Here is a 13642-nt window from a genome sequence, read left to right as displayed (position 1 = left end):
TAGTTCCTTATACCTAAAACAATTATTGAAATCTAGTAATTATGCGCTATAATCAGTTTAAGTCAGTGGGTCGATAGATGCAACAATTAATAGAATAAATATTGCCAAAATTGGTTCCGTGATCTAGAATTTTGGGTATAAAGAACCCAGCAAGAAATAAGAGAATGGGGCTGTTAAGAGATGGTGGCTATTAAGAAGAGACTGGGAGATTTATTGGTCGAGAGCGCCATAATATCCGAGGAACAGCTGCAGAAGGCTTTGCTGGAGCAAAGCAAATCCAAACAGAAGTTAGGCGACTTACTTATTGCCCAAGGGTACATAACCGAGCAGCAGCTCATTGAAGTGCTGGAATTCCAGCTGGGAATTCCGCATGTCAGCTTGTATAAATACCAGATTGATCCGGAAATCACCCAGATCATCCCCGAAAGCATGGCCAAACGTTACCAGGCGATACCGATTCAGAAGGACGGCGGCAAGCTGATGGTGGCAATGGCGGATCCTCTGGACTACTTCGCGATCGAAGAACTTCGCATGAGCACAGGCTTCCGAATCGAACCGGCTATTTCCAGCAAAGACGAATTGCAGCGGGCTATCGCAAGACATTACGGTCTGCAGGACTCCATGAGTCAGATGATGATTGATCTTCCGACGCAGGAAGAGATCCGCGAGACCGAAATTACGGATGAAGATTCTCCCGTCGTGCGGCTCGTGAACCAGATGATACAGCAGGCGGTACAGCTTCGAGCCTCCGACATTCACGTTGACCCGGGCGAGACAAGCGTTACGATCCGTTACCGGATTGACGGGGTGCTTCGCACGGAACGGGCATTGCCTAAGCAGATGCAGGGTTTTATTACGGCAAGACTCAAAATCATGTCCAAATTAAACATCGCCGAGCGGAGGCTTCCGCAGGACGGCCGGATGAAGATGCAGTTCGAATTCAAGACGGTGGATATCCGCGTCGCTTCCTTGCCTACCATTCATGGCGAGAAGATCGTTCTTCGTCTGCTTGACCTGAGTACCGGCGTCAAAGCGGTTGATCAGCTCGGCTTCAATAACCATAACGTCCGGGTGTTTAAGGAAATGATCGAGCGCCCCTACGGCATTTTGCTCATTACAGGTCCAACGGGCAGCGGCAAAACAACCACCTTGTATTCGGCGCTCAGCCATCTGAATGAAGAGGATACCAACATCATTACCGTTGAGGATCCGGTAGAGTACCAGCTGGACGGCATTAACCAGGTCCAAGTTAACCCGACAATCGGATTAACCTTTGCAACCGGTCTGCGCTCGATCCTTCGGCAGGATCCCAACGTTGTCATGGTCGGCGAGATTCGGGATACGGAAACGGCAGAGATTGCGATCCGCGCCTCCCTGACCGGCCACTTGGTATTGTCCACCTTGCATACGAATGATTCCGTCAGCTCGATTACGCGCTTCCGGGATATGGGAGTTGAGCCTTACTTGATCGCGTCATCGCTTATCGGCGTTGTTGCGCAGCGTCTTGTTCGCCGGATATGCAACGACTGCCGGGAAGCGCAAGAGCCTACCGAACAGGAGAGGTTGTTCTTAAGAAGCAGGGGGATTCAGGCTCAGACGCTTTACCGCGGCAGAGGCTGCGGGAGCTGCGGCAGCACGGGTTATCGCGGCAGGGTGGCCATTCATGAGGTTTTGCATATCAATAACGAAATCCGTGAGCTTATCACACTATCCGGTTCGTTAAGCGAGCTCCGCGAGGCAGCAGCCAAGCAGGGGATGATCCAATTGATGGACGACGGGCTCGACAAAGTTACCCGCGGCATTACGACACTGCAGGAAGTTCTCCGCGAAACCGTGGCCCATTAATTTCATGCTTGCGAAGCAAGAATCGCTGCATTAGCTTTTTCCGCTCATGATGCGGTCATTCTTTTTAGGAGGACAGCCGTGATTAACGAACTAATACTGGATTTTCTTAAGCAGGCCTATGAGCTTCGGGCATCGGACTTGCATTTGTCGGTTGGCAATGTTCCCGTATTCCGGATTAACGGAGAACTCCATAAGATTGGCAATTCTGCCATCACTGCACAAGCTGCTGAGACGATGGCATTAAGTCTTATGCTAAGCGAGCAGACGGATAAGCTCCGCGCAAGGGGAGAGGTAGACTTTTCCCTCGCATTGCCCGGTTACTGCCGTTTCCGGATCAATGTATATAAGCAAAGAGGTTACATTAGCCTTGCCGCCAGAACGATTCCGACTCAAATCCCAACCTTTGAGCAGCTTCAGCTGCCGCCGTCCCTGGCCTTGCTGGCGGAGAAGCACCAAGGGCTCATACTGGTGACGGGCCCAACAGGAAGCGGGAAATCCTCGACGCTTGCCGCCTTGATTGACCGTATTAACCGGACGCAAGCGAGACATATCGTAACTCTTGAAGATCCCATTGAATTTATACATACAAGCCAGTCCTCGATTATCGATCAAAGAGAGGTAGGTCAGGATACAAGCAGCTTCTCGAGCGGTCTGCGCGCCGCGCTCCGGCAAGATCCCGATGTGATTCTCGTTGGGGAGATGCGCGATCTCGAGACGATATCGGCTGCGATTACGGCGGCGGAGACCGGGCATCTTGTATTGGCAACTCTCCATACATCCGATGCACCACAGACGATTGACCGAATCATCGATGCATTTCCCGGGCATCAACAGGGGCAAATTCGAAGCCAGTTAGCATCTGTGCTTGTCACTATTGTGTCGCAAAGGCTGCTTCCGAAGCGGGGGGGAGCAGGCAGAGCGTGTACAACAGAAATTCTGGTTAATACGCCGGCAGTATCCAACCTGATCCGGACGGAAAAGGTGCATCAGATAAAAAGCATTATGCAGACAAGCCGCGCCCAAGGCATGCACACGCTGGAAATGTCCGTGAAGGAGCTGCTTCACTCCGGCATTATTGATCCAACTGCGGCTAAGCCGTATATGGCGGAAGGAGGTCTCTAATGCCGCAATTTGCTTATCAAGTGAAGACAAACGGTGGCAAGCAGCTGCAAGGAAAGCTGAACTCGATGGACAAGTCTTCTGCAGTAGAAGAATTGCGCAAGCGTGGTTTGATCGTAATATCCGTCGAGGAAATCCGCAAAAGCGTATTATCTACCGAGATCTACATTGGCAATCCGGTAAAAAGCATTCATTTTATTATTTTCTGCCGTCAGTTCTCAACTCTAATCCGGGCTGGGGTCACGATTGTAGAGGCAACAAACATCCTTGCCGCGCAGACCGAAAGCAAACCACTTAAGAAAGCGTTGGTTGACGTAAGCTCGGCCCTTCTAAGAGGAATTCCGTTCTCGCAGGCCGTTCAAGAGCATAAGCGGATTTTTCCGCCCTTATTCGTCAGCATGATCCGTGCCGGGGAAGAGACGGGGGATTTGGAAGGCACGCTTGACCGGCTAGCTCTGTTCTTCGAGAAAGCTCATACGACCAAAGAGAAAATTAAATCAGCGATGACTTATCCGGCCGTTGTTGGGCTGATGTCCATTGCTTCGGTTATTTACTTGCTGCAGGGCGTCGTGCCCCAGTTCGTCACGATGTTTGAATCGTTTAATACCGAGCTTCCGGCCATTACGAAGATGGTATTGGCTTTGAGCAAAAGCATGTCCCATCAATGGTACTACTGGGTCCTCTCGCTTGTTGTCCTTATTGTGGCCTATCAGCTATACAAACGCACGGAGCGGGGCCGATACGTGCTGGATTATGCCAAGCTAAGAGTGCCGATCTTTGGGAAGCTGGCACAAAAAGGCGCCATTGCCCAAATGTCTAGGACACTCTCCTCGCTATATGCAAGCTCCGTGCCGGTGCTCCAATCTCTGACCATAGTGGAGGAGGTGGTAGGCAATAAAGTGATCGGCGGATACATAAGGAAATCAGGGGAGTCGCTGCGTCAGGGTAATTCCTTGTCGGAGCCGTTTAAGAAAGCATGGGTATTCCCTCCGCTGGTAACGCAGATGATTGCGGTAGGGGAAGAGACCGGCTCGCTTGACCAGATGCTGGCCAAGATCGCGGATTTCTACGAGATGGACGTCGACAACACGGTTGATCGTCTGAAATCTCTGATCGAACCGCTCTTGATCGTATTCCTTGCGGGGGTAGTCGGGCTGATCGTCATGGCGATTATTTTACCGATGTTCACCTTGTTTTCCAGTGTCCAGTAACGTGAGGTTTTACAAGCAAGACAACATAGAAGAGACAAAAAACAATTATTTAGGAGGAAACCAATATGTTGAAAAAAATGATGAAACGCCTGAAAAAAGAAGAAAAAGGCTTTACGCTGATCGAGCTCTTGGCCGTAATCGTTATCCTTGCGGTAATCGCGGTAATTGCTGTTCCTTTGATTGGTAAGATTATTGATAATACGAAGAAAGATGCCGATGTTGCTACGGCACAACAAATGTATGATGCTGCAAGATTGTATGTAACAGGTGAGTTGGATGGTGATTTTAATGGCAAGTCCGTTACCTTTAAAAATTTAGTAGATGCAGGGTATATTGCTGCTAATACTTCATTGCCTAGTACAAAAGCACAGCTTGAAAATGCTTCAGTAGTAACTTTTGATGCAGCAGGTGAACTCAAAAGCGTCACTTTAAATAACAAGCCATATACTGCTGCTCAAATTAAAGATGGAAAAGCGCCAGCAGCAACACCAACACCGACTCCAACTGCAACCTAATAATTTCATCACCAGAAATCGGATAACGTATCCGATTTCTGGTGTCTTACAACACTAAACCGAAAGCGAACCCGCCTATGACCCTATTTCTCGCAATCTACCTGTTCTTTTTTGGCTTAATAGTAGGCTCCTTTTTTAACGTTGTTGGGATTAGGATTCCGATCAAGCTTTCAATTGTATCGCCGCCGTCGCAATGTCCGAAATGCGGGATGCGCCTTAAGCCTCGAGATTTGATGCCCGTTTTAAGCTACCTCTTGTCCCGTGGACGCTGCCGCCAGTGCGGCAAACGGATTTCTCCTGTATACCCGCTTGGGGAATTGGCGACCGGTCTTTTGTTTGTATGGATCTATCTTACCTTCGGAAACAGCTGGAATACGGTAATGGGACTGCTCCTTGTCAGCATGTCGGTGATCCTTACCGTCTCCGATTTGAAATATATGCTTTTGCCTAATCGTATCTTGCTCTTTTTTGCTCCTCTATTTATTGTGCTTAGATGTCTGTTCCCGGCAGGATCCATCTGGCTTCATATTGGCGGAGCGCTTGCCGGAGGCGGCGTTCTTCTGGCAGTTGTTATTCTTACAAGAGGAGGCATGGGACTTGGCGATGTCAAGCTGCTCTTCCTGCTGGGCTGGATACTTGGGCTGACCAATCTGATTCCCGCCTTTATTTTGGCCTGCTTCTTCGGCAGTGTGGTTGGCGGATTATTGCTGCTGTTAAAGGTAGTGAAGAGAAAGCAGCCGATTCCGTTTGGACCGTTTTTACTGCTTGGCGCTTTGCTGTCCTTTGCATATGGCGATGCAATGATTGATTTATACCGTTCAATTCTAATGTAGTGGGATGTGAGAAAGAATGCTCGACAGCAGCAAGCGTGTTGGTCTAACGATTGATCACGGCGGAGTACGCTACGCGAGAGTAAGGAAAAGAAAAAAGGGCTGGGAAATCGAGAAGACCGGCTTCCTGCCGTTTGCCGATGGAGTCATTCTTGAGGATCAATTCACGAACATGGAGGAGCTTCGCTCCAGTCTGAAGGAATGGGTTAAGAAAGAAAAGCTGAACGGCACTTCGATTACGTTGTCTATTCCGACATCGCAAATTATTATCCGGAAGCTTCAGATCGGGACCGTTAATTCAAAAGAACTGGACCAGCTGATCAATCTTGAAGTCGAGACGGCGCTGCATCTTCCGTTTGAAGACCCGGTCTATGATTATATTGCTGCCGGATCGGAAGAGCAGTCTACCCATGTACTCGTTTATGCTTCTCCGCAAAGATGGCTTAAGCAATGCATCGAGCTGCTCGAGAGCTCGGGGCTGAAAGTGAAATATGTCGAGCTGGCCTCAACGGCTTTCGCCAGAGCGATTCAAGCCCGGTACATAGACTCGCTTGAAAATACGATGCTCATTCATCTGGATAAGGCTAATGTGGAAGTGTACATGTTCCATGAGGGGCATCCGGTCTTTATGCGGGTCATTAATGAATATGATTACAGCGGCTCCATAGACGGGACGTTTACCCCCGAGCTGATCTATAGCATTAATGCCGAGATTTCCAGGCTGCTCAGCTTCTATCAATACAGCATTCATGACGGCAATGCGCGGATAAATCAAGCTATTATTGCCGGCGAGCTGGCGGGGCGTACCCAGCTGGCTGCCGAGCTGCAGCAGGCACAACCGGATATGAGAGTCGAGACCGTCGAGCTGGAATCGCCGCTTCGCAAGAGGGTTCGCAGGAAGCTTGATGAATATATGATTCCGTTTGGTCTTGCGATTAGGGACAAGAATGCTCCCGGGATTAATCTGATGCCGGAAAAAGCCAGAAAGACCACACAAATTCCGGCCAAGCTGCTTGTTGCAGGCATCGTATGGCTGCTCTGCCTTGGAGCCATTCTGGCGCTAAACACGAACAACAGGCTGCAAATCTCAGATTACGAGCATACCGTGCAGGTGATCAAAGATAAAACAGCCTTACTCCAGCAGCAAATGGCGACGCAAAATACGGAGACGCAAGCGGATGCGGATCCGCAGGCCGTTGTGAAGTTTATTAACGATAACAGGCAGGATGCCGTTGCCGTACTGGATGAACTGACGAATCATCTGCCCTACGGCTCCCGGCTTACAACGATTGAATATAACAAGCCCGGAACGCTTTCCCTTACTTTTAAAAGCACGGATTTAACGGCGTTGTCTACTTACTTGACGAGTCTTCGGGCCATGCCGTTTACCCAGACGGTTCATCTGCAGTCTTTTGCCGATAATAACGGCCAGTGGGTAGGAAGCTACGAGATTACGTGGAAAACAGCTTCGACTTCGGACAAGAAGCAGGCTGACGCAGGAGGGTCGGACGATAATGGATAATACCAAAAACCGCTCGCTTGGCCTCATCGTGATGATGCTGCTTTTTCTTGTGCTGCTTCTCTTGTACGTCGTCTTGCTTCAGCCATCCAGCAGCAAGCTGTCGGATCAGAAGAAGCTCGCGGAGCAGTCCGAATTGCAATACAATGCCCTTCAGGCCAGCGTGAATAAGCAGCAGGAGGAGGGTACCGGCCTGGCGGAGCGGGATATACAAGCTGCCCTTCCTTTATGGGACAATTCGGAACAGTTGGTTGTTACGCTCAAAAGCTTAAGTCTTCAGACCGGGGCGAAAATAAACAGCGCAGCCATTGATCTTCCGGGCGAGAATAAGCTTAACGCTTTGTCCGGCAGTGCCGATCCGTTATATCCAACCGTGAAGGAAGTTAATGTTCATGTCACTTTGCTTGGCACATACGCGCAAGTGAAGAGTTGGATGACTCAGCTTCAGCAGCAAAAGCGTCTTATTGTTATTAACGACTTTACCCTGCAGCAAGCGGACAGCGGAATGAATACGGCGGAGCTGTCTTTTACCGCGTATTTTGACCCGTCCTACAAGTCATTATTGAAGAATCCGATCTTGCCGGCGACAGCCGATTAAGAGAAATCACACAGCAGTGGAGGTACCCTGAACGATAGGGAAAGCCTTGCTGCTGTCTTCTTTTTTGCGGCTAATATTCATCGGTTCTTCATGCAGGGAAAGTTTGATTGTCATACTATTGTCATAGGAAGCAAGGCGAGAACGGTTGTTAGGGGTAACGAAAACGGGCATAATGGAAATTAGTGAAAAATTAAAGAAAAGAGGAACGGCAACATGAGCTATAACGACCGTTTCATTCGGGCATGCCGGAAGGAACTTGTAGACACGGTACCGGTATGGTACATGCGTCAAGCAGGACGATATGATCCTGAATACCGTAAGATTAAAGAGAAATATTCTTTACTAGAAATTTGCAGGCAGCCAGAGCTTGCGGCAGAAGTTACGATGATGCCGGTACGCAAGCTGGGCGTTGACGCGGCTATTTTATATTCGGATATTATGAACCCGGTCGCTTCGATCGGGATTGATTTCGACATCGTTGCCAACATCGGGCCGGTTATTCACAATCCGATTCGCACGGCGGCTGATGTGGAGCGGTTAACCCCTATTGACGTAGAAGGCGATCTGGGCCATGTGCTCGAGACGATCCGCATACTGGACAAAGAGCTGGAAGTGCCGCTTATTACGTTCGCTGGCGCTCCGTTTACAATCGCAAGCTATTTGATCGAGGGCAAACCTTCGAAAAACTATTTGCGGACCAAAGCGCTGATGTATAGCGAGCCGAAGGTCTGGTTCAGTCTTATGGACAAGCTTGGCGATATGGTTATCGCTTATCTTCGGGCACATATGGCAAGCGGCGGCAAGGCATTCCAGTTGTTCGACAGCTGGGTTGGAGCTCTTACGCCTGCCGATTTCAGCAAGTTTGTCCTGCCGACGATCGAGCGGATTTTTGCCGAGCTGTCGGATCTGCCGCAGCCGAAAATCTATTTCCCTGGCGTCAGCTCGGGAGAGCTTTTGCCGGAGCTGGGCAATCTGAAGGCTGATGTTATCGGCCTCGATTGGCGCGTATCGATTCCGGAAGGACGCCGCCGTCTGGACGGCAAATTCGCGGTGCAGGGCAATCTGGATCCGGTTATTCTGACTGCGCCTATGAGCGTTGTTGAACAGTATGCGGCTGAGATTATCGACCAGGGAATTCAGCAGCCGGGCTTTGTGTTTAACTTGGGCCACGGTCTGTTCCCGGAAGCATCGCTTGAGAAATTAACAGAGTTAACGGCATTCATTCACTCCTATTCGGAGAAAGCTATTGCAGCGCGAGAGGGGAAGGAAACGAGCCATGTCTGAGACGAATAACAAGATTGGCGTTCTGGTGATGTCCTACGGCACACCGCAAAGCCTGGATGATGTTGAAGCTTATTACACCCATATCCGCCGAGGCAACGCGCCAACGCCGGAGCAGTTGAAAGAGTTGACCGACCGCTACGATGCGATCGTTGGCGGCGTATTTCCGCTGCGCGAGAATACAAACGGACAAGTGGCAGGCTTGCAGGATAAGCTGGAGCAGCTGGCGCCCGGCCGTTATGTCTGCTACCAGGGATTAAAGCATGCCGTTCCTTATATCGAAGACGGTGTGGAGCAAATGGCACGCGACGGTATTAAGGAAGCCGTAGGAATTGTACTTGCGCCGCATTATTCGATCATGAGCGTAGGTTCCTATAACAAGCGCGCGCAGGAAAAAGCAGCCGAGCTAGGCATTAAGATGTCGTTCGTCAAGGAATACCACCTTCATCCGAAGCTGCTTCAAGCTCTTAGCGAGCGCGTAACGGACGGCTTGCAACGTCTGGCCGAATCGTCCGGCAACACCGCACCGGTAAAAGTATTGTTCAGTGCGCATAGCCTTCCGGAAAAAATTCGCGAGATGGGCGATCCGTACGAGCAGCAGCTGCTTGCTACCTCGGATGCGGTAGCGAATCTGGCGAACGTGGATGCGCAGGATTGGCAGTTCACTTGGCAAAGCGCAGGCCGTACAAGAGAGCCTTGGCTTGGACCGGACATTCTGGATACGCTGAAGGTACTTGCGGATGAAGGAATTAAAGCCGTTTTGGTTGCTCCGGTCGGATTTGTATCCGATCATCTGGAAGTTTTGTACGATCTCGATCTTGAAGCCAAGCAGGTTGCGGCCGAGCTGGGAATTACGCTTGAGCGGATTACAATGTTGAATAAAGACCCTTTATATATGGAAACTTTAGCAGAATCGGTTATAGGCGCCGGTTCTTTGGAATAGCGAAAGGATGAAGAACATGCGGAGAATCGGAATGGTTGATCGAATTGTCGTAATCGGCGGGGGGATCAGCGGACTGAGCTCCGCTTTTTATTTGCAGCGGGAAGCGGAGCGGCAAGGCAAACAGGTGAAGCTGACAATTGTGGACGGCGCACCTGTTCTTGGCGGGAAAATAAATACGCTGCAGCGTGACGGCTTCGTCATTGAGAAGGGGCCGGATTCTTTCCTGTCTCGGAAGCTGCCGATGATTGAACTGGCGAAGGAGCTTGGCATCGAGAACGAGCTGACGGCGCAAAACGAAAACGGCAAAACCGCTTATATTATGCGGAACGGCAAGCTTCATGCGATGCCGAAGGGTATGGTGCTTGGCATTCCGACGAATCTCGATACGTTTATGCAGACGACTTTGTTGTCGGAGGAAGGCAAAGCCCGTTCGCTTGAGGATTTGGAGATGCCGTCAGAGGCACCGGACGGAGATGAGTCGCTTGGCGATTTTCTATCCCGCAGAATTGGATCCGAGATTGTAAAGCATATTTCGGAGCCGCTTCTGGCCGGTATTTACGCAGGGGATCTCAGCAAGCTGAGCATACAGGCGACGTTCCCGCAGTTTGCGGAGGCGGAACGCCAGTATGGAAGCCTGATCCGCGGAACGCAGATGCAGCAAAAGAACAAAGCGCCGCATCAAGCGCCGGATTATTTGCCGGAAAAACTAAAAAACAGTGTGTTCTTGAGCTTTAAAGAAGGCTTGTCTACGATGGTGCATGCCCTTGATAAAGCTCTGCAAAGCATAGAGCGTCGTTTGGGGGATGCCGTTGTGTCGATTAAGCCTCTCGACGGCGAGGATGCAGCTTCTCGTTACGAGGTTGTCTTAAAGTCGGGCGAGGTAGTGCCTGCCGATCAGGTGCTGATCACCGTACCGGCTTTCCATGCGGCGGATCTGCTAGAGCCGCTAGTGGACGTAACCGAGCTTCGGGCAATTAACTATGTATCCGTAGCAAACGTGGTCATGGCGTTTGAGAAATCGACGTTTGACAGAACTTTTGACGGGTCTGGCTTCCTTGTACCGCGTTCGGAAGGACTGCGCATCACAGCCTGCACCTGGACGTCTAACAAATGGCTGCATACCAGCCCGGGCGATAAAGTGCTGCTCCGTTGTTATGTCGGCCGGGCAGGCGATGAAGAGGTCGCTATGCTGCCGGAAGACGAATTGAAAAAAGCCGTGCTTGAAGATATCCATAAGGTGCTGGGTATCGATGCCGTGCCGATTTTTACGGAAATAACACGCATGCCGCGCTCGATGCCGCAATATCCTGTAGGGCATCTGGAGAATACGGCAAGCCTTCGCAATCGTCTGGCAGCAGAGCTGCCGGGCGTATATGTAACGGGCGCAGCCTTTGGCGGAGTAGGATTGCCGGACTGCATCAAATCGGGGAAAGAAGCGGCTCTCGAAATTCTATCAACTCTATGAAACCTTCGCAATCTAGAACTAACCTTGCTATAATGGAAGGGATATTCTGGCTGGAAGGAGCCGATCCATGTATTCATCCCGTTCTGAAGCGCATCAGCATGAAAAACGAAGACGCAAAAAAAGATTTCGCCTTCTGTTAACCGTTAATTTGATGATTGTTGGCCTCATTGTTGTTCTAATCGCGGTTTGGGCCTCTGCCTTGGACGGCGGCTTATTCCATAAGAATAACAAGCCGCGGACGGAGGAATCAGCAGCTGCTGGTCATTCCCCAGACCCGACTAACTCTTCCGCAGGCGGTAATTCTTCTGCTGAAGCAAGTCCTGAGCCAAGTGTTGCACCAGTTGAAACGTCCGCAGCAGACAACGAAAATGCTGACGGGGCGGATAATAGCGGAACGAAAGAAGACAGCCCAAGCGGACAAAATGACCCAAGCACAACACCGTCTGGGGGAAGCTCCTCAAGTGGCGGTGCGTCTGGCGATACCGTTAGACTGGCCTTTGTAGGAGATATTCTGCTGGCGGAAAGCGTCGGCGATATGATGAAGCAATACGGTGACGACTATCCTTACAAGGAAGCCTTATTTCATCTAAGCGAGCCGGATTTAACGGCGGCGAACCTTGAATATCCGGTTACAACGCGCGGAGTACCTGCCCAAGACAAGCAATTTGTGTTTAAAGGCGATGCGGGCGCGCTGCCGGCGCTGAAAGATTCGGGCATCGATATCGTGACGCTTGCCAACAACCATACGCTGGATCAAGGCGTTGAGGGCTTGCTTGATACGATAACTCATTTGAACAAAGCCGGCATTAACCATGTGGGCGCCGGCAACAACGACACGGAGGCTTTTGCCCCGGTCATTAAGGAAGCAAACGGCATTAAGGTTGCCTATATCGGCGTCAGCCGGGTTGTGCCGACAGGCGACTGGAAAGCTGACAAGAACCGTGCGGGCGTAGCCGAGACCTATGATACAACAAGAACCAAAGCCGCGATCAAGAAAGCGAAAGAAAAGGCGGATCTCGTTGTTGTCATGGTTCATTGGGGGATTGAAAAGGCGGAAACGCCGGAGCAATACCAGCGGGATTTTGCCCGGGAATATATTGATTCGGGCGCGGATCTGGTAATTGGCAGCCATCCGCATGTGCTGCAAGGGTTCGAGCAGTACAAAGGCAAGTGGATAGCCTACAGCTTGGGCAATTTTATTTTTAGCGCTTATCCAAAAGGGGCTACGGCAGATACGGGCGTATTGAACGCGGTTTGCAGCAAATCGGGCGATTGCGATCTGAAGTTTGATCCGATGAACAATAATCTCGCCCAGCCGAAGCCGGTTGACGGTGACAAAGCGAAGACGCTGCTGGATCATTTAACGGCACTGTCGTTTGGCGTGAAGGTGCGCGGCGACGGTACGATTGCAGCGAAATAAGGCAAGCGAAAGGATGGTCGGCGCCTAATGAGAAATGCATGCGTTGCGCATAGGGGCTGGTCCGGACGCGCTCCGGAAAACACGCTCGCAGCCATTCAATTAGCGATTGATGAGCCGGCTATTGAATGGGTAGAGCTTGATGTGCAGCTGTCGAAGGATAACGTACCCGTCGTTATCCATGATTACAAGCTGAAGCGGACAACAAACGGACGCGGCGAAGTGAAAAGCCTGACGGCTGCGGAGCTGCAGGCTTTGGATGCCGGAAGCTGGTTTTCGCCGCTGTACAAGGGTGAAGGCGTTCCAGCGTTAAGCCAGGTATTGGATAAGGCCCGCGGACGTATCCGCCTGAATATCGAGCTGAAGACGGACGGGATCCGTTATCCCAAGCTTGAAGATTATGTAGTTGAGCTGCTCAAAGATTACGGCATGGAGGACGAAGTGGTGATAACGTCGTTCCATGCCGGAACATTGTTTAACGTACATAAACGGACTGGCGGCAGCATCCGTACGGGTCTAATCCTCGACGGATGGCGTAACTCGCTGCCTGTCGAACTGGAACAGCTTGGCGCCCGGTTCCTGTCGATCGAGCATGGCCGGCTGAACGCCTCCCGCCTGGAGCTGCTGAAGCAGGCTGGCATCCAGGTGATGGCATGGACACCTAACGACGAACGCTCCATCCGCAAGCTGATCACGTTTGATCCGGAGCTGATGATTTGCACGAATTATCCTGACCGCTGGCAAAAAGCGTTGCAGCAGGTTGTCGTATAACAGAAGCAAGAAGTGGACCCCTGTTGGGCTGTGACCAGCCTGATAGGGGTTTATGTTAGCTTGTTTATGTTTGGTTAGGTTGCATGGGGCCATGCCGCGGCAGGAAATGATCTCGCAAAGTGGTTGAA

Annotated in this window: 12 protein-coding genes; all 12 read left to right on the top strand. The window is 50.8% G+C overall.

Annotated elements, in window-relative coordinates; all coding sequences use genetic code 11:
* The first annotated feature begins 180 nt into the window (after window positions 1-180).
* On the top strand, window positions 181-1845 hold the full coding sequence (locus tag WFK81_RS14620; RefSeq protein ID WP_336787127.1) for a GspE/PulE family protein: 1665 nt from the start codon (window positions 181-183) through the stop codon (window positions 1843-1845).
* Between the two features lie 81 nt (window positions 1846-1926).
* Complete coding sequence (locus WFK81_RS14615; RefSeq protein ID WP_442956065.1) at window positions 1927-2967, top strand: type IV pilus twitching motility protein PilT; 1041 nt, start codon at window positions 1927-1929, stop codon at window positions 2965-2967.
* Window positions 2967-4175: a type II secretion system F family protein gene (locus WFK81_RS14610; protein ID WP_336787125.1), complete on the top strand. Its 1209-nt coding sequence runs from the start codon at window positions 2967-2969 to the stop codon at window positions 4173-4175. The genes WFK81_RS14615 and WFK81_RS14610 overlap by 1 nt, the downstream gene beginning before the upstream one ends.
* Before the next feature lie 65 nt (window positions 4176-4240).
* A complete protein-coding gene (locus WFK81_RS14605) occupies window positions 4241-4690 on the top strand; it encodes a type II secretion system protein (RefSeq protein ID WP_336787124.1) in 450 nt (149 codons plus the stop codon).
* Window positions 4691-4767: 77 nt separating this feature from the next.
* Window positions 4768-5523: a prepilin peptidase gene (locus WFK81_RS14600; RefSeq protein WP_336787123.1), complete on the top strand. Its 756-nt coding sequence runs from the start codon at window positions 4768-4770 to the stop codon at window positions 5521-5523.
* 16 nt (window positions 5524-5539) lie between these two features.
* Window positions 5540-7042: a pilus assembly protein PilM gene (gene pilM, locus WFK81_RS14595; protein WP_336787122.1), complete on the top strand. Its 1503-nt coding sequence runs from the start codon at window positions 5540-5542 to the stop codon at window positions 7040-7042.
* Window positions 7035-7637, top strand: a complete 603-nt coding sequence (locus WFK81_RS14590; protein WP_336787121.1) for a hypothetical protein — start codon at window positions 7035-7037, stop codon at window positions 7635-7637. Before pilM ends, WFK81_RS14590 begins: the two co-directional genes overlap by 8 nt.
* Window positions 7638-7850: 213 nt before the next feature.
* Entirely contained in the window at window positions 7851-8921 is a 1071-nt protein-coding gene (gene hemE / locus WFK81_RS14585; RefSeq protein ID WP_336787120.1) for a uroporphyrinogen decarboxylase, read from the top strand.
* Window positions 8914-9861: a ferrochelatase gene (gene hemH, locus WFK81_RS14580; protein ID WP_336787119.1), complete on the top strand. Its 948-nt coding sequence runs from the start codon at window positions 8914-8916 to the stop codon at window positions 9859-9861. Before hemE ends, hemH begins: the two co-directional genes overlap by 8 nt.
* Window positions 9862-9877: 16 nt before the next feature.
* Window positions 9878-11326, top strand: coding sequence for a protoporphyrinogen oxidase (gene hemG / locus WFK81_RS14575; RefSeq protein ID WP_336787118.1), 1449 nt, complete (start codon window positions 9878-9880; stop codon window positions 11324-11326).
* 67 nt (window positions 11327-11393) lie between these two features.
* On the top strand, window positions 11394-12746 hold the full coding sequence (locus tag WFK81_RS14570) for a CapA family protein (RefSeq protein WP_336787117.1): 1353 nt from the start codon (window positions 11394-11396) through the stop codon (window positions 12744-12746).
* 27 nt (window positions 12747-12773) lie between these two features.
* Window positions 12774-13514: a glycerophosphodiester phosphodiesterase gene (locus WFK81_RS14565; RefSeq protein WP_336787116.1), complete on the top strand. Its 741-nt coding sequence runs from the start codon at window positions 12774-12776 to the stop codon at window positions 13512-13514.
* Window positions 13515-13642: the final 128 nt, after the last annotated feature.

The sequence above is a fragment of the Paenibacillus sp. MMO-177 genome, assembly GCF_037147795.1.
GTDB lineage: Bacteria > Bacillota > Bacilli > Paenibacillales > Paenibacillaceae > Pristimantibacillus.
Note: the sequence above shows the minus strand (reverse complement) of the source record. Positions and strands in the feature narration are given on the sequence as shown.

Excerpts from the sequence above, each read along its gene's own strand:
- WFK81_RS14620 (WP_336787127.1), top strand. The coding sequence starts at position 181 with ATGGTGGCTATTAAGAAGAGACTGGGAGATTTATTGGTCGAGAGCGCC.
- WFK81_RS14610 (WP_336787125.1), top strand. The coding sequence starts at position 2,967 with ATGCCGCAATTTGCTTATCAAGTGAAGACAAACGGTGGCAAGCAGCTG.
- WFK81_RS14605 (WP_336787124.1), top strand. The coding sequence starts at position 4,241 with ATGTTGAAAAAAATGATGAAACGCCTGAAAAAAGAAGAAAAAGGCTTT.
- WFK81_RS14600 (WP_336787123.1), top strand. The coding sequence starts at position 4,768 with ATGACCCTATTTCTCGCAATCTACCTGTTCTTTTTTGGCTTAATAGTA.
- pilM (WP_336787122.1), top strand. The coding sequence starts at position 5,540 with ATGCTCGACAGCAGCAAGCGTGTTGGTCTAACGATTGATCACGGCGGA.
- WFK81_RS14590 (WP_336787121.1), top strand. The coding sequence starts at position 7,035 with ATGGATAATACCAAAAACCGCTCGCTTGGCCTCATCGTGATGATGCTG.
- hemE (WP_336787120.1), top strand. The coding sequence starts at position 7,851 with ATGAGCTATAACGACCGTTTCATTCGGGCATGCCGGAAGGAACTTGTA.
- hemH (WP_336787119.1), top strand. The coding sequence starts at position 8,914 with ATGTCTGAGACGAATAACAAGATTGGCGTTCTGGTGATGTCCTACGGC.
- hemG (WP_336787118.1), top strand. The coding sequence starts at position 9,878 with ATGCGGAGAATCGGAATGGTTGATCGAATTGTCGTAATCGGCGGGGGG.
- WFK81_RS14570 (WP_336787117.1), top strand. The coding sequence starts at position 11,394 with ATGTATTCATCCCGTTCTGAAGCGCATCAGCATGAAAAACGAAGACGC.
- WFK81_RS14565 (WP_336787116.1), top strand. The coding sequence starts at position 12,774 with ATGAGAAATGCATGCGTTGCGCATAGGGGCTGGTCCGGACGCGCTCCG.